This window comes from Streptomyces sp. NPDC020958 (assembly GCF_055562175.1).
On the sequence record NZ_JBVHFU010000013.1, the window covers coordinates 131,831 to 151,736 of the forward strand.

Here is a 19,906-nt window from a genome sequence, read left to right on the forward strand (position 1 = left end):
GGCTCGCGTCGGATCAGGACGCGTCCGCCGCGCCCGCGTACGTGACACCGAAGGCGAAGGTGCGGCTTGCGCCCGGTGCGAGGGCGAGGGCGGCGGTCTGGTCCGGGCGGTTGAAGGCGTCGGTCATCGCCTCGACGGGTTCGAGGGCGATGGCGGCGCGGCGGTCGCGGGCCAGGGTGTCGCCGGTGAAGACGTGCAGGTAGCCGCTGTGCTGCCAGACGTGCAGTTCCTCGCCGGTCGCGGGATCGGCCAGTACCGTCTCGATCCGGCCGCCGGGGCCGGGGGTGAGGTCCGCGTAGCAGGCGTCGATGACCGCGCCGCCCAGTCGTCTCGGCGTCCGGAAGTCCATGTCGGGACGGTCGTCCAGGGGGACGCGGGCGTCCTCGCCGGGCAGCGGGATGAGGGAGGCGTCGGTGCGGATCAGGGTCTGCGCGGGGATGCGCAGGGTCAGGTCGTCGACGGGGCGGGACAGGGTGAAGTACGGGTGCCAGCCCGTCGCGTAGGGGGCGGTGGTGTCGCCCACGTTCGTCGCACGGACGTCGACGCTCAACTCGTCGGCGGTGAGCGTGTACTCGACCGTGAGGTCGATCGCGAAGGGGTAGCCGCAGTACGCGCCCGGCCGGATGGCCGTGGTGCGCAGCAGCAGGCGGGCCAGGTCCGGTGTCGTGTCGGCGTGGGTGAGTTCGAAGGCCGACTCGCGGACGAAGCCGTGGTAGATCAGCCGGTCGCCGTGGTGGCCCGGGAGCAGGTCGTGGTCGTGGCCGGCGTAGCGGTAGCGGGCGTCGGCCACGCGGTTGGGGAAGGGGGCCAGCAGGCCGGCGCGGACGCCGTCCTGCGCCAGGAGTTCCTTCTCGTCGCGGTAGCCGTCGGTCAACTCCTTCAGCCCGCCGGTGACTTCGCTGCGGACCTGCCAGCTCAGCAGTGTCGCGCCGCGCAGGGCGAGGACGGCGCGTGCGCGGTCGTCCGGTGCGGTGACGACGAGGGTGGGTTCGCCGCCGAGGCGGCTCTCGGTGATCCGGTACTCGGCGGTCATTCCCGTGCCGTCCCTTTCAGCTCGCTTCGGGGGCGAGCTTCTTCGCGCCCGTCATGATGGCCACCGCGTCCTCCATGGAGTGCGACTTCGGGGTGATGACGCCGGCGCAGGCGCCGAGGCGCTGGATGTGGATGCGGTCGGCGACCTCGAAGACGTTGGGCATGTTGTGGCTGATGAGGATGACGCCGAGACCCTGGTCGCGCAGGTCGCGGACGAGCTTGAGGACCTGCCCGGTCTCGCGGACGCCGAGCGCGGCGGTGGGCTCGTCGAGGATCACCACCCGGCCGCCGAAGGCGGCGGTGCGGGCGACGGCCACGGACTGGCGCTGGCCGCCGGAGAGGGTCTCCACGGCCTGGTTGATGTTCTGGAGGGTGCCGATGCCGAGCCGTTTGATGTGGTCGGCGGCCTGCTTCTTCATCTCGCCGGTGTCGAGCATGCGGAACACCGAGCCGAGGACGCCCTTGCGGCGGATCTCGCGGGCGAGGAAGAGGTTGCTGGCGATGTCCAGGGCGGGGGCGACGGCGAGGGTCTGGTAGACGGTCTCGATGCCGGCGTCGCGGGCGTCCTGGGGGCGTTTGAAGTGGACCTCCTTCCCGTCGACCAGGATGCTTCCCTGGTCGGGGACGAGGGCTCCGGACAGGCACTTGATCAGGGTGGACTTGCCGGCGCCGTTGTCGCCGATGACGGCGAGGACCTCGCCGGGGTGGAGGGTGAGGTCGACGCTGTTCAGGCCGACGACCCTGCCGAAGAGCTTGACCAGGCCCTTGGCCTCGAGAACGGGGGCGGTGGCGGTCGTCACGACTTCACACTCCGGATCCACTGGTCGACGGAGACAGCCGCGATCACCAGGATGCCGACTGCGAGGACTTGGTAGTTGGGGTCGATGCCGGCCAGCGCGAGGCCGTTGACGAAGACCTGGACGATGAGCGCGCCGATCAGCGAGCCGAAGACCACCCCGCGGCCGCCGAACAGGCTGGTGCCGCCGATCACCACGGCGGTGATGGACTGCAGGTTGGCGTTGAGACCGCTGTTCGGGTCACCGCCGCCGACCCGGCCGACCAGGATCCAGGCGCCCACGGCGATGGCGAAACCGCCCACCATGTAGGCGCTGAGCAGGACCCGGTTGACGGAGATGCCGGCCAGCCGGGCGGCCTCGACGTCGTCGCCGACGGCGTAGAGGTGACGGCCCCAGGCGGTGTAGCGCAGGGCGTATCCGATCACCGCGTACAGGGCGATCATGAGGAGCACGCCGTACGTGAGGTTCAGCTGTCCGAGCGAGACGGTCTGGCCGCTCCACAGCAGGATGTTGCCCGGCTGCAGGGCGACGGTCTGGCCCTTGGCGTAGATGAGGGTGATGGCGGTGAAGACGCTGAGGGTGCCGAGGGTGACGATGAACGGCGGCAGCTTGATCTTGGTCACCAGCAGGCCGTTGACGGCCTGGGCGGCGATCGCGACGACCGCCCCGGCCAGCAGGGCGAACACGCCGGGCCAGTGGTTGTCCGCGACGAGCTTCGACATCAGCAGGGAGGACAGCACCATCACCGCGCCGATCGACAGGTCGATGCCCGCGGTGAGGATGATGACCGTCTGGCCGACGGCGAGCGAACCGATGACGGCCACCTGCTGGGCGACCAGCGAGAGGTTCTGCAACGCGTAGAAGCGCTCGTTCACCAGGGAGAACACGATCGCGGCGAGCACCAGGACGATGGCCGGGCTGAGGGCCGGCTGGCGGTGCAGCACCGAGTGGATGCGCTGGCTGAGGGTGGCGGGCCTGTTGAGGAACTCCTCCGCCGGTGCCGGTGTGGCTTGGTCCACGTGGGTGGTCACAGGGGGTCCTTCCGGTGTTTTCCCTGGTACGGGCTCATGGGCTCGTGGAGTACGGGTGCGGCGCCGGTGCCTTTGTCACGGTTCCCGGCGCCGCACCCGGCGGGTGTCAGCTGCCCCAGCAGGCGGAGGCGGCCTGCGACGGGGACTGCACGGTCAGGCCGTTCAGGGACTTGGCGGCGACCAGGGCGGTACCGGTGTCGTAGAAGGACTTGCCGTCGGTCACGCTGGGCTTGCTGCCGCCGCGGGCCAGCTTGGCGATCGAGGTGACACCGAGGGCCGCCATCTTGCCCGGGTACTGCACCGCGTCGGCGGCGAACTCCCCGCTGGTCACGTTCTTCAGGCCGGAGCAGCTGCCGTCGATCGCGTAGATCGCGGCCTGCTTCTCCTTGCCGGCCGCCTTCAGCGCGTTGTACGCGCCCTCACCCGCGGGCTCGTTGATGGCGTAGACGACGTTGATGTCCGGGTTGGCCGACAGGCAGTTCTCCATCGCGGTGCGGCCGCCGTCGATGGCGCCCTGGGTGGGCTGGTGACAGACGACCTTGTACGTGCCGCCCTTGCCGCCGGTGTACTTGCCGGACTTGGCTTCCTTGCCGTTCTCGGTCTTGCTGCCCGGGTCGATGCCCATGCCTTCGAGGAAGCCGTGGTCGCGGTTGATGTCGACGGAGACGACCTGGTTGTTGAACAGGTCGAGCATGGCGATGACGGCCGGCTTGCCGCCGAGGGCCGCCGCCGCGTACTGCCCGATGAGCTTGCCCGCCTGCTCGTTGTCGGTGGCGTAGGTGATGTCCGCGGTGCTGGCCGGGTTCGGCGCGGTGTCCAGGGCGATCACGAACAGGCCGGCCTGCTTGGCCCGCCCCAGGGCCGCGTTCACCGCGTCGCCGTTGGTGGTGATGAGGATGCCCTTGTCGCCCCGGGCTATCGCGTTGTCGATGGCGGTGATCTGGGTCTGGGTGTCGCCGTCGCTGGTGCCCGCCGCCACCGTGAGACCCACGTTGTCCTTGGCGGCCTGGGCCTTGGCGTCCTTCTCCATGCTGACGAAGTACGGGTTGGTGAGGGTCTTCAGGATCAGCGACACACCCACCTTGCCACCGCCCCCCGAGGCGGACGAGGAGGCGCTCCCGTTCGAGGAACCGCAGGCCGCGAGCGTCGCGCCGAGGCAGACCGTGACGCCGATCGCCATCGCCCGGGTGCGCCGGCCGGAGCGGCTAGACAGGTGACTGGTGGAGAAGTTCATGGCTCGATCCCTTTCGGATCCGTCCCTTGGCCGACGCTGAGACAACGTTGACTGGGCGAGATACTGGGCCTCTATGGACGAGCGCGTCAAGACGCTGATAGACATGCGTCCGCAACGAGTAGGTAACGCGAATCCGGTTGGAGACAACGATGACTCAGGGCGAGGCGCCGCCCCGGTCCACCCGCAGCCGCCCCACCATGCGTGAGGTCGCGGCGCTGGCCGGAGTCGCCATCAAGACGGTCTCGCGCGTGTTCAACGGCGTCCCCACCGTCGATCCCGCGATCGTCGCCAGGGTCCGCGAGGCCGCCGACCAACTGGGCTACCGTCCCAACCTCACCGCGAGCAGCCTGCGCCGCGGCGACGGCCGTACCGCCACCATCGGCATGCTCGTCGAGGACGCCGCGAACCCCTTCTCGGCCGCCCTGACCCGCACCGTGGAGAACGTGGCCCGGGACCGCGGGGTCCTGGTGCTGGTCGGCAGCGTGGACGAGGACCCGGCACGCGAACGGGAGCTGGCCCAGGCGCTCGTGGACCGCCGGGTGGACGGGCTGGTCATCGTCCCGGCGGGACGCGACCAGAGCTACCTGATCAGCGAACAGCGCTCCGGCACCCGCATGGTCTTCGTCGACCGCGAGGCCGGACTCCTGGACGCGGACGCGGTCGTCTCCGACAACCGGCAGGGCGCCGTCACCGCCGTCAACCACCTGCTCAAGGCCGGCCACCGCCGGATCGCCTACCTCGGCGACCGCGCCTCCATCCCGACCGCCGCCCAGCGCTTCGACGGCTACCGGCACGCGCTGGAGGTCGCGCACCTCCCGTACGACGACGAGATCGTGCGGCACGTGCCGGCCAGTGAGGAGGCCGCCGTCGCCGCCACCAAGGAGCTGCTGGAGCTGCCGGATTCGCCCACGGCACTGTTCACCAGCCAGAACCTGGTCACCATCGGCGCCCTGCGGGCCCTGCGCGCGCTCGGCTTGCAGCACACCGTCGCCCATGTGGGCTTCGACGACTTCCCGCTGGCCGACATCCTCGACCCGGGCGTCTCCGTCATCGCCCAGGACGTCGAGGAGGTGGGCAGGACCGCCGCCGAGATGCTCTTCCACCGTCTGGACGGCGACGATTCACCCACCCGCACCGTCACCGTGCCGACCCGGCTGATCGAGCGGGGCTCCGGCGAGATCCCGGCCGAAGGACCCCGCCATGACTGAACCCGTACCAGCCGCCGCACAGCCCCCGGCCGTGACCGTGATCGGCGAAGCCCTCATCGACCTGGTCCAGCTCGACGCCCCCGGCGACTACCGCGCCCGGCCCGGCGGCAGCCCCTTCAACGTCGCCATCGGCCTCGCCCGGCTCGGCCACCGCACCGCGCTCATGGCACGGCTGGCCGACAACACCTTCGGCCGGCTGCTGCGCGCGCACGCCGCCGCCGAGGGCGTCGACCTGACCTCGGCCCCGGCCGCCGCCGAACCCACCACCCTCGCCGTGGTCTCCATGGACGCGCAGGGCCGGGCGAGTTACGACTTCTACCTGGACGGCACCGCGGACTGGCAGTGGAGCGAGGCGGAGACCGCCCGCGTCCCCCGGGACACGGCCGTCCTGCACTTCGGCTCCGTCGCCTCCTGGACGTCCCCCGCCGACCGGCACATCCACTCCGTGGCCCGCCGCCTGCGCGCCGAGGGCACGACGCTGATCAGCTACGACCCGAACGTCCGCCCCGCCCTCCTCGGCGACCCGGAGCGCGGCAGGCAGGCCGTCGAACGCAGCGTCGGCACCGCCCACCTGGTCAAGGCGAGCCGCGAGGACGTCGAGTGGCTCTACCCCGACACGCCGATCGAGAAGACCGCCGCCCGCTGGCTGGAACTCGGCGCCCTCCTCGTCGTCGTCACCGACGGCCCCGACGGCGCCCACGTCTACTCCGGCGCGGGGAGCCTGAGCCGTCCCGGACGGAAGGTCGCGGTGGTGGACACCGTCGGCGCGGGCGACGCGTTCACCGCGGGACTGCTGGGCGCGCTGACCCGGCACGGACTGCACGGCCCGCGGACGCTGGCCGCGGCCGACCCGGGCGCCCTGCGGATCGCCGTGGACGACGCGATCCTCGTCTCCGCGCTCACCTGCGAACGCCTGGGCGCCGACCCACCCACCGCCCTGCCCCGCCCCGCCTCGGCCGCCCAGGCACCCCTGAAGCCGACGGACCTGACGTTCCCCGACGACAACCGCGGCACGGGCACGGAGGGTTCGGCCCAGCGGCCGATGCAGCCGGCCGGGAGCTGACTCCGACGGACGCGGGTCTCCCTGCCCAGGGGGCGCCAGGTGCCGGAGCCCCGGCGCCCCCCTCCGGAAGGCCGGTCACTTCCAGATGGACGCCAGTTGCCACGCCTTCGTCCGGCCGAGCGTCGCGGTGCCGTTGTCGGCGAAGACGTCGACGCCGGTACTGGAGGGATCGGGGAAGATCTGGTCGGTGAGGACGACCTGTTCGCCGGAGGCGTTCTCGGCGTAGACCTCGACCGAGGACGCGTCGACGAGGACGTGCAGACGCAGCGGCTTGCCGTCCAGGGCCAGGGGAGCGCGCTCGGTACTGGCGAAGGCCGGGTCGAAGTCGGTCGCGCCGGAGGCGGTGCGGTCCAGGTAGACCTCGCCGGTGGTGGTGTCGTAGCCGATCCGGGTGCGCTGGGCACCGCCGGTACGGACGTCGAGACCGAAGCGCTCAGCGGTGCCCGCGGTGAGAGTGGCCTGGAGTTCCAGGGTGCTGCCACGCACGCCGAGCGGCTCGGTGCCGTCGGTGACGGTCGTGGCGGGGACGCCGGTGGCGGTCCCGCGGAGTGTCTTCAGCTCCTCTACCGGCTCCTGGACCAGGTGGACCTTGCCGTTGACGGTCCGCAGGGCGAGCCGGCGGGGGAAGGTGTCGGCGCTGCGCCATGGGCTGGTGGGGATGGTCTGCCCGTAGTCCCAGTTGTTCATCCAGGCGATCATGATGCGCCGGCCGCCCGGAGCGTCGTTGTAGGTGTTGGCGGCGTAGAAGTCCCGGCCGTGGTCGAGCCAGTGGGCGCGCTGGAGGACGGACAGGGCGGGTTTGTCGGCGACGCTGAAGTCGTCGGCAAGGACGTGTCCCCAGCCGCCCGTGTTCGCGTCGACGATCTGGATCTGGACCTTCCTGCCCTGGTAGGCGGTGGTGTTGAAGGAGGCCCAGTCGAGGTGCTCGGAGTCGGACCCCGTGGCGCTCTGCACGACTTTGCCGCCGACGAGCAGGTTGACGCCGGTCTCGGCGGAGCGCGGCTGGGCCTGGGTGTCGGAGAGGACGACCTGGTCGAGGTTGATGTGGCCCCAGCCGCCGGTGTTGGCGTCCACCACCCTGATCCGGGCCTGCTTGCCCCGCAGCTCGGACAGGTCCCACGAGGTCCAGTCCAGGGCCTCGGCGTCGGCGCCGGTGGCGGAGCGGACCACCTTGCCGTCGACGACGAGCTCGACGGCCGTGGGAGCGCCCGAGCTGACGCCGTGGTAGCCGCCGCCGACGAGGAAGTCCAGGTACTTCTTGTCGATCGTGAAGGCCGGTGAGGTGAGGGTGCCGGTGGCGGCGTCGCCGTGCAGATAGCTGTTGACCAGCCCGTGGCCGAGGTAGCCGGAGACCTGCTGCTGGTCGGGCAGGGTGCCCTGGGCCGGTCCGGAGCCGAAGGCGTCGCCGGTGGTGGTCCAGTCGCCGATGGGGCTGGAGTAGGTGCCGCCCTCGAAGTCGGCCAGTGTTTCGCCGGTCGGTGTCGGCTCGTCGCCCAGGACGGAGCCGGACCGGTAGGGGTGGTTGCCGCCGCCGACCTTGAAGTTGATGTAGGCGCCGGTGACGGTGAACGCGGGGGAGGTCAGCGTGCCGGTGGCGGCGTCACCTCCGTGGTAGCTGTCGGCGAAGGCCTGGCCGTCGAAGCCGGTCACCGCGCTCTGACCGTCCACGGCTCCCGTCGCCGGGGCGCCGCCGAACGCGCTGCCGGCGGCCGTCCAGTCCCCGAACGAACCGGACTCGAAGTCCTGCACGACGGTGCCGCTCGGGGCGGTGTACGCCCCGCTGTCGTCGGCGGTGAACTTCGTGCCGTCGAAGTCGCCCACGAAGTACTGGGCGCCCGAACCGCCGGAGACGGCACCGGGGTTGAGGTTGACCGCCAGCACCCACCTGGTCTTCTTCGCGTCGCCGTCCACCGGCAGCGGGAACAGGTCGGGGCACTCCCACACCCCGCCGGTCGCCCCGGCCGGGCCGAAGTCGCTCAGGTGGGACCAGCTCTTGAGGTCGGGCGAACGGTAGAAGGAGATCTTGTGCTGGTCGGAGAGGGCGACCGCCATCAGCCAGCTCTTGGTGGGCGCGTACCAGAACACCTTCGGGTCGCGGAAGTTGGTCGAACCGAGGTCGAGGACCGGGTTGCCGGAGTACCTGGTCCAGGTGGTGCCGCCGTCGGTGCTGTAGGCCAGGGACTGCCGCTGGACGCCGGTGGACTTCACCAGGCTGGTGTAGACGGCGACCAGCGGCGGGTTCCGCGTGCTTCCGAGGCCGGAGGTGTTGCCCTTGTCCAGCACCACGCTGCCGGAGAAGACCATCTCGTCGTCGTCCTGCGGGATGGCGACCGGAAGTTCCTTCCAGTGCACCAGGTCGGTGCTGACCGCGTGCCCCCAGGACATGTTGCCCCAGGTGTCGCCGGACGGGTTGTACTGGAAGAACAGGTGGTACCGACCCTTGTACCAGATCAGGCCGTTGGGGTCGTTCATCCAGTTCCGGGCCGGGGTGAAGTGGAACTGCGGCCGGTACGGCTCCTGGTGGAGCGTGGCGGCCGAGGCCGGGGAAGCGACGAGCAGGCCGAGCCCGGACAGGGCCGCCAGCGCGGTGCGCAGTCGGCGGCGGGGGCGAGTCGTTCTGGACATGGTGCTCCTTACCCGCCCGTCGGAGGAGCGCTGCGTCGAGGGCTTCCGACGGCCGACCTTGGAAACGTTTCGCCGCACCGTATGACCGCCCCGAGTCTCTGTCCAGACTCTGTGCGGCGATTGGCAGGCATGCGAAAATGGCGTACGACCGCACGGTCCCGCCGCCCGGAGGTGAAAACGTTGCCAGATTCGGAGCGCGGCGCAGGTCGGCGGTCGGCGACGATGCGGGACGTCGCGAGCATGGCCGGGGTCGGCATCGCCACCGTGTCCCGGGTCGTCAACGGCAAGCCGGGGGTCACTGCGGACCTCGCGGAAAAGGTGACGCGGGCCGCCGAGTTGCTCGGGTACCGGCATGATCTGACGGCCAGCAGCCTGCGCAGGGCCGACCGCCGCACCCACACCCTCGGGCTGATCCTGGAGGACGCCGCCAACCCCTTCTCCGCCGCCCTGCACCGCGCGGTCGAGGACACCGCCGCCGAGCGCGGTGTACTGGTCCTGGCCGGTTCCACCGACGAGGACCCGGTCAGGGAACGCGGCCTCGTGCGCACCTTCACCGCGCGTCGGGTCGACGGCCTCATCGTCGTCCCCACCGGACTCACCGACACGGATCTCGACGCGGCCCGCGACGCAGGCACACCCGTGGTGTGTGTGGACCGTCCCACGACCGTACGGCAGGTGGACACCGTGACGGTGGACAACCGCGCGGGCGTGCGCGCGGCGGTGAAGAGACTGCACGCGGCGGGGCACCGGCACATCGCCTTCCTCGGAGACCTCCCCGCGATCTGGACCGCCGAAGAGCGTTACGCCGGATTCGTGTCAGGGCTCGCGGAGACGGGATGCGTCCTGCACCCCACGTCGGTACGGCGCGGCGTGCACGGTGTCGAGGCCGCCCAGCAGGCCGCCCGGGAACTCCTCGCCCTCCCTCAGCCGCCCACCGCGCTGGTCTCCGCCCAGAACCTGGTGACCGTCGGCGTGCGCAAAGCCCTCCAGGAACTCCGTCTGCAGCACGCTGTGGCACTGATCGGCTTCGACGACCTGCCCTTCGCCGACCTGCTCGACCCGGGCATCTCGGTGATCGCCCAGGACCCCGTCGCCATCGGCCGGCAGGCCGCGGCCCTGCTGTTCGACCGCCTCGACGGCGAGCCCGGCCCCGCCCGCCACCGCGTGCTGAGCACGCGCTACCTGGCCCGCGGCTCCGGCGAACTGCCCGGCCCCGCCGACGTGTGACTCGTTCCTGACGAGCGCCGTTGCGTGTCCCTCAGCGGCGTCTCCGCACAAGCCGTTACGTCTGCCGCCTCTCGAACAGCTCGTTGAGGACCGACATCTTGTCGGGTCGTGCCTCCAGCAGGATGAGGCCGAGCACGGCAACCGGGTCGAGCGCGGGGTCGCTGCGGGTGACGTATGTGTGGACCGTGCGGTCGGGCCGGGACGTCTCCCTGACATCAAGCACGGTCCGTTCACCGGAGGTTACGGAGAAGCGCAGCTTCCTGCGGAATCGAGCACGGCGGATGCGGTACTCCGCTTCCCACAGCAGCACGGTGTTCCCCTGACGCTCTCCCACCTGCTGTCCATGTGCCGACAGCAGGGGCTGCCCCTCATTGAAGTCGACGAGCAGACGCGGGTCGTCGCCGACTCGGTCCGTGCTGCCCAACACATGCTGACGACCAGGGCCGGCCTGCGACGCGAACGCTCCGACGGGTTCACCGTCCAGTTGGAAGAACGAACTGACCATCCACATCATCGACTGGCCCGGTCGAAGCCCACCGCTCGTCGTCACCGGCGCCTCACCCAGTTCCTGTCAAGCACATCGTCGTTCCGCACATGGTCGCTGAGCCCCCATCGGCTGCTGGAACACGACATTCACCAACGGAGACGTGAGCATCCCCGACGCGGTTCTTGCACTTGCCCCTGAACTGGTCATCAGTCACGACAGGCACCGTTGCGGTACTACGCTCGGCGCGTGGATCCCGTCGCGCTCGCGTGTGCCGTCGTCTCCGTCACAGTCCTGCTGTACGGGGTGCCCGTCGTGCGCGACCGCCTGCGCGCGTGGCTCCCTGCCGCACCCGTCGACCCCTATCGCGCGGCCGCCGGTCGCTCGTTGACCGAGGACGACATCCAGGCGGCCGCCGCCCGGCTCCTGCTGGACGGCTTGGTCACCATCAACCATCGCGGCAATCTCGCACTGACCGGCACTGGCGCGGACGTGGCGCGTACCGCCGGGCACCCCCTACCGGACGCCCTGCTCGCTGCGCTGCGCCGGCGTACCGCCGCCACGACGCTCGGCATCATCGCCTCCCGCGACCTCGCCTTTCGGGCCACCCGCTCCGAGTTCCATGGCGCGGCCCGCGCCCGTCGGGCGGCCGTCGTCCGGGATTGTCTGGCGGTCGCCGGGGTGCTGCTTCTTACCGGGGAGCTCGCATTCGTGCTCGTGGCGCTGGTCGACCGCCTACCCCAGGGGTCTGCGCAGTGGGCCGCGACCGGGGCCACCGGCCTCGCTTCTCTGGCCCAGGTCCGTTTCCTGGCGCGCTACGGCGGCAGGCCCGGCGCGGGCGGCCACCGTGTCGCGGCCTCCGAACCCTACGTCCCGCCCGCCCCGCATCCGGCTCTCGTGGAACTGTCCGAGAAGGCCCCGGAGGACGCGGCCCGGCTGCGTGCGGGACGGCTGCGCACGACCCGTCGCCGCAACCGAGGACGCCGACGACGCCGTGGGCGCGGAACGGCCGCCGCGCGGATGGCCTAAGAATCCCTATCGAAATGATCTTCAAGGTGGTTGGGTCATTCCGGGACTGATAATCCGGCGTGCGGGGCGGTTCGGCTGCAGCCCTGGCAAGGCGAGAACGAGTTGTAGGCGGTGCACGCCAAGCCGCGGAGAACTTAAATATGTCGACAGCGCCCCTCGGCACCCGCCACAGTGGCCACCCGTGACGAGCAGTGAACTGTGGACCCGCGCGACCGCCGACCGCTACGACGCCGAGGAAGCCGAATTGTCCTCGGCTGCCGTTCTCGGCCCGACTATCGCCTTCCTCGCCGAACTCGCCGGAGACGGCCGGGCACTGGAGTTCGCCATCGGAACCGGACGAGTGGGCGTCCCGCTCCGGGAACGCGGCGTGCCCGTTGTGGGCATCGAACTGTCCGAGCACATGGCAGCGGTCCTGCGGCGCAAGATCGACGAGGACATGCTCCCCGTCGCCATCGGAGACATGGCCACGACGGTCGTCCCCGGCGAGTTCACCCTGGTCTATCTCGTCTACAACACGATCACGAACCTCCTCACGCAGGACGAGCAGGTCGAGTGCTTTCGCAACGCCGCACGTCACCTGACGCCTGGCGGCCGATTCGTCATCGAGCTGAGCGTGCCGCCACTGCGATTCCTGCCGCCCGGGCAGGTCGCGGTGCCGTTCGATGTCTCCGACCGGCATCTCGGCTTCGACACCTTCGACCTGGTCGAGCAGATTCTCGTCTCGCACCATCTCACCCGAGACGGTGAAGACGGCCGCTACCGCCGTGGCAACTCCCGGCACCGGTACGCGTGGCCATCGGAGCTCGACCTGATGGCGCGGATCGCTGGGCTCGAACTGGAACGCCGCGTTGCGGACTGGGACGGGTCTCCGTTCACCCAGGACTCCGCGAAGCACATCTCCGTGTGGCGCAAGCCGGCCTGAGGTCGGCACCAGGCCATCAACGTTGGCCGTGCCTCGGTCCCGCCCTCATCCTCCCGGCCACCGTCTGGGCGCCCTTCGTCGCTTCCCTCAAGTAGGCCCCCAACCCGCAGGTGGCTCGTGCCCGGCCAGGTGTGCCCGGCACTCGTCGAGAGCATGCGCCACGGTCTCACGCTCATCTCGGTCGGCCGGATCGAGGAGTTCCCCAGCACTCACAAGGGCTTCCCAAAACTCCGCCGGTCGACCGCGGGTGGCATGCGGACCGATGCGCGCAAGAGAACAGAACACGCTTGCCAACTCACCCATGACAAACCAACGGGAGAGGCCCAGACCGTGACCGCTCGCCACGCCACCCATGGCACCCATCGCGGACCGTAGGTGCTTCGCGATCACCAGCTCCCTCTCGTCGAGTTCCTTGGCGACATCGAACACGCCAACCGTCTCCAGAAGCTCGCCGTAAAGGTTCTCCTCACCCTGCCGGAACTCACTCTGCACCTGGTCCGGCTCACTGTGGAGGCGCCGCAGCAATTCCGCCTCCGGGATTCCCATCGCCTGACCGACGGCCAGCGCCGCGTCCCACCACCATCGCGTCTGCTCGGCGAGTTCGCCGCAGACCACAGCCGGTGCCGCCCCCGCCCGCAGCCTCTCCCGGGCCGCCGTGCTCATGGCTTCGATGACATCGCCACCGCCGCTCGACATCGCACCACCTCTCCAAGGCCCTCCGGGCGCGTCACGACCCATGCCGATCGTCGGCCTGACCCGGCATGAGGACGGAACCAGGACGGTTCAAGGATGGGCGTCCGTAGCGTCCCCACGGGGTCACTGACGCACTTCATGCTTTCGCTCGGGACTCAGCTCAGGTCCAGGAGGCCTCCGAAGGCACCCCGGGGAAACAGGGACACGCACACGATCGGAGTCTGAAGATGGCACGAATGCGGATGCGGGCCAGAAGCCTCGCCACGGTCCTGGCCGTAGGCGTAACCGCCCTCACCCTCAGCATGCAAAGCGCGAGCGCAACCCTCAACATCCCGAGCAGCACCCTGAAGAACAACGCCAGCGGCAACTGCGTCATCGAACGCAACTCCTCGGCGGCCGGCATAGGCGACTCCTGCGGCTACGCCGGCACGTACTTCCACATCATCAGCGCCGCCCCCGACGCCGGAGGCGCCGCCTACGTGCAGATCCAGACCACCTCAGACGACCCGAGCGGCCCCAACTACTGCCTGTACGCCGTTGGACAGGGCACCGGCCCCTCCGGCGCCCCTGCCGGTTCCTCCGACGTGGAACTGATCCCCTGCTGGTACGACGACCCCCGTGCCATATGGGCTGTGGCCAGGGGCGGACCCACCGTCAACGGCATCACTCCCGAGACGTTCTTCGCCTTCGACGGACGCGTCTGCCTGGACGGCGGTTTCGGGACCCTGTACGCCTATCGCGAGGAGGGCTGCAACGGCGGCAACGCCTGGCAGAGGTGGGACGTGTACACCGGCTGACGAGCGAGGACGTCAAGTAGGCCCAGCGCAAAGGGGCGTGCGGTCCGTGAGGACCCCACGCCCCTTCGTTCAGCGGATCACCGCGTCAGCGGGTCAGTGCTTGCGGTGCGCCTTCGCCGGCTTGTACGAGTCGACGTAGCCGGCCGCCGGGGTGCCGACGCCGGTGACGTCGTCGTAACCCTTGACCGCGGACAGGGAGCTGTCCTTGCCGAGGCTGCGGACCGAGGTCAGCAGGCCCTTGGTGGCGTCGTAGCCGTTGGCGAAGTCGACGCGGGCGACGGCGAGGCCGCTGCCGGTCGGGTTGTCGGTGACGTCGTGGAAGACGCCCGCCTTCCCGTACTTGGCGTAGATCGCCGGGTTGGCGAAGCCGAGCGCGTTGCCGCCGTTCGCCTCCTGCGCCAGCGCCTGGACCGCGGCGATGACCGGCGCGGCCAGCGACGTGCCGCCGATGCGGTACTCGCTGTACGCCTCGGTGCCGTCCGCCTGGGTCTGGGTCTGGCCCACCAGGAAGCCCGTGTTCGGGTCGGCGATCGCCGAGATGTCCGGGACCACGCGGTTGCCGGTGCTGCTGTTGGCCTTCGCGAGGGAGTCCGGGACGACGCCCTTCTGGTAGTACGGCTCGTTCACCGTCTTGCTGGTGCCGCCGCCCGCGCCCGAGGTGAACGCGCCCGGGAAGCCGGTCCAGCTCTTGCCGTCGGCCGACAGGGCGGCCTTCTCGGTGCCCCAGCCGGTCTCCCACTGGTACGTGTCGCCCTTGCCGACGGCGAGGGACGTACCGCCGACCGCGGTCACCCAGGCCGAGTTGGCGGGGGTGTCGACCTGCTTCGTACCGGTGTGGGCGACCTCGTCGCCGTTGTCACCGGAGGAGAAGTAGAAGCCGATGCCCTGCACCGCGCCCAGCTGGAAGACCTGGTCGTAGGCGGCCGCGAGGTCCGGGGTCTGGTTGGCCTCGATGTCGCCCCAGGAGTTGGAGACGATGTCGGCCAGGTGGTTGTCGACGACCTTGCTGAGGGCGTCCAGCAGGTCGTTGTCCAGGCAGGACGCGGCGCCCACGTAGGTGACGTCGGCGTCCGGCGCGACCGCGTGCACCGCCTCGACGTCGAGGGTCTCCTCGCCGTACCAGCCGGAGGCGTCGCACTCGTCGGCGCCGGTGTTCGTGTAGGCCGGGGGCAGCGCCTGGTGCAGCTGGCTCGTCTTCCACGCGGCGTCGCCGTTCGTCTTGGCGTAGGTGCCGGCGTCGAAGGCGATGGTCGGCGAGGCGTACGCGTCGGTGATGGCGACGCGGACGTGCTTGCCGGTGTACTTGCCGGCGCCGTAGGCGGCCCGCAGCTGCTTGCCGGTGTAACCCTTGATCGCGTACGGGATCTTGCTGCCGTACGCGCTCGGCAGGGTGCTCGCGGTGTTCGAGCCGTAGTACGACGAGAACGGCCCGGCGTTCTTGAACACGGCACCGGGGGGCGGCAGCGTGTCGTCGTGGTTCGCCTTGTGCGGCGCGTTGTCCAGGCCGGTGACGGTCAGGACGGCGGAGCTGACGGCGGCCGGCACCGACGCGGTCTTCGCCGGGGCGTGGTACGTCTTCGAGCCCTTGGCGTAGTTGTGCAGCTGGGTCGCGAAGGCACGCTCGACGGCGGACACGTCGCCGGAGACGGCGATGTAGTGCGCGGTGACCGCGGTGACCGTCAGGCCGGAGCCGGTCAGCCAGGACTTGACGGCCTTCACCTGGGCCTTGGTGGCGCCGTAGCGGGCCTGCACCTGCTGGGCGCTGAGGTACTTGCCGTACTGCGGCGAGCTGGGGTCGGACACCGCCTTCGCGTACGCCGCGAGGCCCTTGGCGTCCCGGCCGGCCAGGTAGACCCGAACGGCCTTGACCTGCGCGCTGTTCGAGGTGGCGCCCTTGTCCGCCTTGGCCGTGGCCCACAGGGGCTTGGTGCCCTTGAGGGCGTCACGGGCCGGGTTGTCCGCGGCGTGCGCCGCGGGTATGCCGAGCGCGAGCGCGCCGGCGATCATCGGCAGTGTCGCTGCCAAGCTCACACCGGCCCGCACCTTGGCACGGTTCGATCTCATACTGCCCCCTGCTATGCGGTTCGTCGCATGGAGTGGTCGGTCATGCGTGATCACCGGGAGGCCAGCGGCGGAACGGCCCGTGAATGGATCACGCGGTGAACGTCACTCTTTCGGTGAACTGTTCATGCCAGGGGAATGAGAAACCCAAGGAAGTCCCAAGTGGGAGTTGATTAGGGGCTTTTGGACCCCTTTCGACCGCGCGCAGAGCATTACAGATCGGTTGCGATTGTTGTTGAATGCTTGCGGTACCGTTAAGTCGACAAATCCCCCATCTTGTACGGCAGTTCAGTCGCGTGGCTTCGCGCCCCGCTCCTTCAGCATCTGCTGCATCGTGGTCAGCTCCGACTGCTGCGCGTCCACCATGCCCTGGGCGAGGTTCTTCTCCACCGCGACGGTGCACTTGGCCACACAGCCCTCGGCCATGTGGATCCCGCCCTTGTGGTGGTCCGTCATCAACTGGAGGTAGAAGATCTCCGCCTGCTTGCCGTTCAGCGTCCCCAGCTTCGCCAGCTCGGCGTCGGTCGCCATGCCGGGCATCAGCGAACCGTCCCCGCGCTCCGGCATGTCACCCATGCCCATCCAGGACATCGGCGGCTTCGCCGACACCTTCGGCAGGTCCCACAGGTCCAGCCAGCCCAGCAGCATGCCGCGCTGGTTGGCCTGGGTCTGCGCGATGTCGTAGGCGAGCCGCCGCACTTCCGTGTTCTTCGTGCGGTCGCGGACGATGTACGACATCTCCACGGCCTGCTGGTGGTGGACCGCCATGTCCCGCGCGAACCCCGCGTCCGCCCCGTCGGCGCTCGGGACGCTCCCGCCGGAGCCGCCACCGCCGTCCTCGGCGACCGCGTAGGTGATGGCGCCGGCCGCGACCAGCGCGGCCGCCGTCGCTCCGGCGATCCAGCCGATGTGTTTCCTCACGTCACATCGTCCCGCCCGTGCACGAGGCACCCGGCTCCGGGGTCTGCTTGCCCTGCACATAGGTCTCGAAGAACGTGCCGACCTTCGGGTCGTCCGCGCTCTTCACGCTCATCTGGTGTCCCCACGCCGACAGTTCGATCGGCGAGGACTGGTCGGCGTACGGACTCATCAGCGAGTACGGGGTCTGCTTCACCTTCGCCGCCAGCTTGTCCACGTCGGACTTGCTCGCCTTGTCGGTGTACGTCACCCAGACCGCGCCGTGCTCCAGGGCGTGCACGGCGTTCTCGTCCTTCACGGGCTTGGTGTAGACGTTGCCGTTGCAGTTGAGCCACACCGGGTTGTGGTTGCCGCCGACCGGCGGGTGCATCGGGTACTTCACGGTCCCGGCGACATGCGTACGGGACAGCTTGCCCGTCCAGGTCCGCACCCCGTCGCTGCCCGTGACGAAGTGCCCGGAGTCCCCGGAGTCGCCGCCCTTGGCGTCGCTCGCGCTGTCGCTCTTGTGCGACTGGGAGTCGACGAGCACGACACCGCCGACGACCAGACCCACCACGACCACGACGCTCGCGCCGATCGTCAGGATCCGGTTGCGTCGCTCGCGCGCCTGCTCCGCGCGCCGCATCTGCTCTATGCGCGCCTTGCGTTCGGCGTTGCCGGCCTTGTTCTTCGCGGAACCCATGAGGTGTGTCCTTCTGGGGGAAAGGGACGTGGAGGGTGGGGCTCGCTGATCGTAAGGGGGGAGATGGGGCCAGACGTAGGCAGGGCACGGGAAAGAGCCGGTAAGTCCCGGGATCCGACAGGAAACCGATAATTTGAACGGCGGATGCGTATTACTTACGCTGGCCGGTATGCGGCTGCTGCGCTCCACCGATCTCGCCCTGCGGCTCCTGATGCGGCTCGCCGTCGCCGGCGAGTCCAGTCCTACGACCCGTGAGGTCGCCGGCGACATGGAGGTGCCGTACACGCACGCGGCGAAGGTGGTCGCCGAGCTCCAGCACCGGGGACTGGTCGACGCCCGCCGCGGCCGGGGCGGCGGGCTCACGCTGACCGAGAAGGGGCGGGGTGCCTCGGTGGGGGCGCTGGTGCGCGCCTTCGAGGGCGAGGGTGACGTGGTGGACTGCGAGGGCGGTGACCGGCCCTGCCCGCTGAGCTCCGGCTGCCGTCTCAGGGGGGCGCTGCGCCGGGCCCAGGAGGCGTTCTACGCGGCCCTGGACCCGGTGACGGTGGCGGACATGGTGGGGGAGCCGACGGGGCCGTTGCTGCTGGGTATTTCCAGGAGGCCGGGGGTGGGTTAGGGGCCTACGGGGGTGCCGCGTCCGTTGCGAGGCGACTGCGGGTAATTCGTGGCTTGTCGCGCAGTTCCCCGCGCCCCTGACGGGGCGCTCTCCTTGCGGCGCGTTTTCAGGCCGCTGCCTGCCACAGGTCCGGGCCGAAGACCTCGTAAAGGATGTCGGCCGGGGACACGCCCTTTTCGATCAGCTGGGTGCGGATCGCGCGCATGAAGGGGAGGGGGCCGCACAGGTACGCGCGCGTGCCGGGTGCCACCTCGATGTCGGAGAGGTCGACCAGGCCGGTGCGGGTGCCCGGAGCGGCGTCGCGCTCGTAGAAGAAGTGGACGGCCGCGTCCGGCAGCTTCTCCGCGTACGCGGTGTGGTCGGCGCGCAGGGCGTGGTCCGCGGGGGAGCGGTCGCCGTGCACGACGGTGACCGGGGCGCGGTGGCCGTCGGACGCGAGCGCGGCGAGCATCGGGACCATCGGGGTGACGCCGATGCCGGCGGAGGCCAGGAGGAGGGGCCGGCCGGCGGTGTCGCCGAGGACGAGGTCGCCGTACGGTTCCGACAGCTCCAGGACGTCGCCTTCGCGCACGCGCGCGTGCAGGTGGTTCGAGACCTCGCCGTCGGGCGTCGCGGCGTCACCGGGCACCCGCTTGACGCTGAACTGGCGGAGCGACCCGCCCGGCGCGCCGGAGAGGCTGTACTGGCGTATCTGGCGGGCCCCGTCGGGGAGCGTGACGCCCACGGAGACGTACTGCCCGGCGCGGAAACCGCGCACCGCCCCGCCGTCCGCGGGCCGCACCCGGAAGGTCACGACGTCGGCCGTCTCGGCGACCCGTCCGACGACCTCCCAGGGCCGGAAGCCGGTGGACCCGCTCTCCTCGTACAGCCGCTTCTCGACGGCGATCAGGGCGTTGGCCATCAGCCAGTAGACCTCGTCCCAGGCGGCCGCGACCTCGGGGGTGACGGCCTCGCCCAGCACCTCGACGATGGCGGCGAACAGGTGGTCGTGGACGACCGCGTACTGCTCGGGGGCGACCCCGAGGGAGGCGTGCTTGTGGGCGATGCGGCCCAGCAGGGCGTCCGGGCGCCGGTCCGGGCGGTCCAGCAGGTGGGCGGCGAACGCGGCGATGGAGCCGGCGAGGGCCTGCCGCTGGGTGCCGGCGGCCTGGTTGCCGCGGTTGAAGAGGTCGCGCAGCAGCTCGGGGTGGGCGGCGAAGAGCCGGGCGTAGAAACGCTCGGTGATCTCGCCGATGGCCGCGCCGACGGCCGGGAGGGTGGCGCGGACGGTGACGGCTGACGGTTCGGACAGCATCGGGGCTCCTTGGGGCTCGCCGAACGGATCGACGCCTCACGCTATTAAAACTTGCATCTGAGATTCAAATTTTGGGCTCATGGTGTCGGTCACTCCCGATCCCGGTCCGCCATTACGGATGTCGGTGCGAGCAGGCAAGATGGGCGGGAGCGCAGTACACCTGCGGTACGAGAGCCGTTCAGGCCGAGGACGC

The 19,906-nt window shown here is 70.2% G+C and carries 18 protein-coding genes; 7 read left to right on the top strand and 11 right to left on the bottom strand.

The features are described from left to right. Positions 1-13 precede the first annotated feature (13 nt). The 4 genes from ACZ3KP_RS30780 to ACZ3KP_RS30795 all read right to left on the bottom strand — a co-directional run bounded on the left by ACZ3KP_RS30780 (position 14) and on the right by ACZ3KP_RS30795 (position 4,094). Entirely contained in the window at positions 14-1,033 is a 1,020-nt protein-coding gene (locus ACZ3KP_RS30780) for an aldose epimerase family protein (RefSeq protein ID WP_467503363.1), read from the bottom strand. Between the two features lie 16 nt (positions 1,034-1,049). After that, positions 1,050-1,832 (bottom strand): ATP-binding cassette domain-containing protein, encoded by a 783-nt coding sequence (locus ACZ3KP_RS30785; protein ID WP_467503365.1) that lies wholly within the window; start codon positions 1,830-1,832, stop codon positions 1,050-1,052. Then, complete coding sequence (locus tag ACZ3KP_RS30790; RefSeq protein ID WP_358970408.1) at positions 1,829-2,860, bottom strand: ABC transporter permease; 1,032 nt, start codon at positions 2,858-2,860, stop codon at positions 1,829-1,831. The genes ACZ3KP_RS30785 and ACZ3KP_RS30790 overlap by 4 nt, the downstream gene beginning before the upstream one ends. 106 nt (positions 2,861-2,966) lie before the next feature. Further along, positions 2,967-4,094, bottom strand: a complete 1,128-nt coding sequence (locus ACZ3KP_RS30795; protein WP_358970405.1) for a substrate-binding domain-containing protein — start codon at positions 4,092-4,094, stop codon at positions 2,967-2,969. Between the two features lie 149 nt (positions 4,095-4,243). Between ACZ3KP_RS30795 and ACZ3KP_RS30800 the strand changes: the two genes are divergently transcribed. Further along, the gene (locus tag ACZ3KP_RS30800; protein WP_467503368.1) at positions 4,244-5,302 is read left to right on the top strand and encodes a LacI family DNA-binding transcriptional regulator; all 1,059 of its coding nucleotides are present in this window, start codon (positions 4,244-4,246) and stop codon (positions 5,300-5,302) included. Further along, entirely contained in the window at positions 5,295-6,365 is a 1,071-nt protein-coding gene (locus ACZ3KP_RS30805; RefSeq protein WP_467503370.1) for a carbohydrate kinase family protein, read from the top strand. The genes ACZ3KP_RS30800 and ACZ3KP_RS30805 overlap by 8 nt, the downstream gene beginning before the upstream one ends. A gap of 75 nt (positions 6,366-6,440) precedes the next feature. On the opposite strand, the gene ACZ3KP_RS30810 is transcribed toward ACZ3KP_RS30805, so the two are convergent. After that, positions 6,441-8,990, bottom strand: a complete 2,550-nt coding sequence (locus tag ACZ3KP_RS30810; RefSeq protein ID WP_467503372.1) for a GH32 C-terminal domain-containing protein — start codon at positions 8,988-8,990, stop codon at positions 6,441-6,443. A gap of 180 nt (positions 8,991-9,170) precedes the next feature. Here ACZ3KP_RS30810 and ACZ3KP_RS30815 point away from each other — a divergent pair, with 180 nt between their 5' ends. Beyond that, the gene (locus ACZ3KP_RS30815) at positions 9,171-10,217 is read left to right on the top strand and encodes a LacI family DNA-binding transcriptional regulator (protein ID WP_467503374.1); all 1,047 of its coding nucleotides are present in this window, start codon (positions 9,171-9,173) and stop codon (positions 10,215-10,217) included. A gap of 55 nt (positions 10,218-10,272) precedes the next feature. Here ACZ3KP_RS30815 and ACZ3KP_RS30820 read toward each other — a convergent pair whose 3' ends face one another. Next, on the bottom strand, positions 10,273-10,767 hold the full coding sequence (locus tag ACZ3KP_RS30820) for a hypothetical protein (RefSeq protein ID WP_467503376.1): 495 nt from the start codon (positions 10,765-10,767) through the stop codon (positions 10,273-10,275). Between the two features lie 183 nt (positions 10,768-10,950). On the opposite strand from ACZ3KP_RS30820, the gene ACZ3KP_RS30825 reads away from it, so the two are divergent. Both ACZ3KP_RS30825 and ACZ3KP_RS30830 read left to right on the top strand, forming a co-directional pair. Continuing rightward, positions 10,951-11,730 carry a hypothetical protein gene (locus ACZ3KP_RS30825; protein ID WP_467503378.1) on the top strand — a complete coding sequence of 260 codons (780 nt, stop codon included), beginning with the start codon at positions 10,951-10,953 and terminating at the stop codon, positions 11,728-11,730. A 181-nt stretch (positions 11,731-11,911) separates the two neighbouring features. Beyond that, positions 11,912-12,652 (top strand): class I SAM-dependent DNA methyltransferase, encoded by a 741-nt coding sequence (locus ACZ3KP_RS30830; protein WP_467503380.1) that lies wholly within the window; start codon positions 11,912-11,914, stop codon positions 12,650-12,652. Between the two features lie 87 nt (positions 12,653-12,739). Here the strand turns inward: ACZ3KP_RS30830 and ACZ3KP_RS30835 are convergent, their stop codons facing one another. Beyond that, positions 12,740-13,348, bottom strand: coding sequence for a hypothetical protein (locus ACZ3KP_RS30835; RefSeq protein ID WP_467503382.1), 609 nt, complete (start codon positions 13,346-13,348; stop codon positions 12,740-12,742). Positions 13,349-13,647: 299 nt separating this feature from the next. On the opposite strand from ACZ3KP_RS30835, the gene ACZ3KP_RS30840 reads away from it, so the two are divergent. Further along, positions 13,648-14,142 (top strand): hypothetical protein, encoded by a 495-nt coding sequence (locus ACZ3KP_RS30840; protein WP_467503383.1) that lies wholly within the window; start codon positions 13,648-13,650, stop codon positions 14,140-14,142. Positions 14,143-14,235: 93 nt separating this feature from the next. Here ACZ3KP_RS30840 and ACZ3KP_RS30845 read toward each other — a convergent pair whose 3' ends face one another. From ACZ3KP_RS30845 to ACZ3KP_RS30855, 3 genes are all read right to left on the bottom strand, one after another. After that, complete coding sequence (locus ACZ3KP_RS30845; RefSeq protein WP_467503385.1) at positions 14,236-16,206, bottom strand: S53 family peptidase; 1,971 nt, start codon at positions 16,204-16,206, stop codon at positions 14,236-14,238. Positions 16,207-16,491: 285 nt separating this feature from the next. Next, positions 16,492-17,124: a DUF305 domain-containing protein gene (locus ACZ3KP_RS30850; protein ID WP_467503387.1), complete on the bottom strand. Its 633-nt coding sequence runs from the start codon at positions 17,122-17,124 to the stop codon at positions 16,492-16,494. A 1-nt stretch (position 17,125) separates the two neighbouring features. Further along, positions 17,126-17,803 carry a DUF3105 domain-containing protein gene (locus ACZ3KP_RS30855; protein ID WP_467503388.1) on the bottom strand — a complete coding sequence of 226 codons (678 nt, stop codon included), beginning with the start codon at positions 17,801-17,803 and terminating at the stop codon, positions 17,126-17,128. A 169-nt stretch (positions 17,804-17,972) separates the two neighbouring features. On the opposite strand from ACZ3KP_RS30855, the gene ACZ3KP_RS30860 reads away from it, so the two are divergent. Continuing rightward, positions 17,973-18,419 (top strand): RrF2 family transcriptional regulator, encoded by a 447-nt coding sequence (locus ACZ3KP_RS30860; RefSeq protein ID WP_467503390.1) that lies wholly within the window; start codon positions 17,973-17,975, stop codon positions 18,417-18,419. Between the two features lie 106 nt (positions 18,420-18,525). Here the strand turns inward: ACZ3KP_RS30860 and ACZ3KP_RS30865 are convergent, their stop codons facing one another. Further along, positions 18,526-19,713: a globin domain-containing protein gene (locus ACZ3KP_RS30865; protein ID WP_467503392.1), complete on the bottom strand. Its 1,188-nt coding sequence runs from the start codon at positions 19,711-19,713 to the stop codon at positions 18,526-18,528. Positions 19,714-19,906: the final 193 nt, after the last annotated feature.

Bases quoted from the DNA above. Each gene is read 5' to 3' on its own strand.
- ACZ3KP_RS30780 (WP_467503363.1), bottom strand. From the start codon at position 1,033: ATGACCGCCGAGTACCGGATCACCGAGAGCCGCCTCGGCGGCGAACCC.
- ACZ3KP_RS30795 (WP_358970405.1), bottom strand. From the start codon at position 4,094: ATGAACTTCTCCACCAGTCACCTGTCTAGCCGCTCCGGCCGGCGCACC.
- ACZ3KP_RS30800 (WP_467503368.1), top strand. From the start codon at position 4,244: ATGACTCAGGGCGAGGCGCCGCCCCGGTCCACCCGCAGCCGCCCCACC.
- ACZ3KP_RS30805 (WP_467503370.1), top strand. From the start codon at position 5,295: ATGACTGAACCCGTACCAGCCGCCGCACAGCCCCCGGCCGTGACCGTG.
- ACZ3KP_RS30810 (WP_467503372.1), bottom strand. From the start codon at position 8,990: ATGTCCAGAACGACTCGCCCCCGCCGCCGACTGCGCACCGCGCTGGCG.
- ACZ3KP_RS30835 (WP_467503382.1), bottom strand. From the start codon at position 13,348: ATGTCGAGCGGCGGTGGCGATGTCATCGAAGCCATGAGCACGGCGGCC.
- ACZ3KP_RS30840 (WP_467503383.1), top strand. From the start codon at position 13,648: ATGCAAAGCGCGAGCGCAACCCTCAACATCCCGAGCAGCACCCTGAAG.
- ACZ3KP_RS30845 (WP_467503385.1), bottom strand. From the start codon at position 16,206: ATGAGATCGAACCGTGCCAAGGTGCGGGCCGGTGTGAGCTTGGCAGCG.
- ACZ3KP_RS30855 (WP_467503388.1), bottom strand. From the start codon at position 17,803: ATGGGTTCCGCGAAGAACAAGGCCGGCAACGCCGAACGCAAGGCGCGC.
- ACZ3KP_RS30860 (WP_467503390.1), top strand. From the start codon at position 17,973: ATGCGGCTGCTGCGCTCCACCGATCTCGCCCTGCGGCTCCTGATGCGG.
- ACZ3KP_RS30865 (WP_467503392.1), bottom strand. From the start codon at position 19,713: ATGCTGTCCGAACCGTCAGCCGTCACCGTCCGCGCCACCCTCCCGGCC.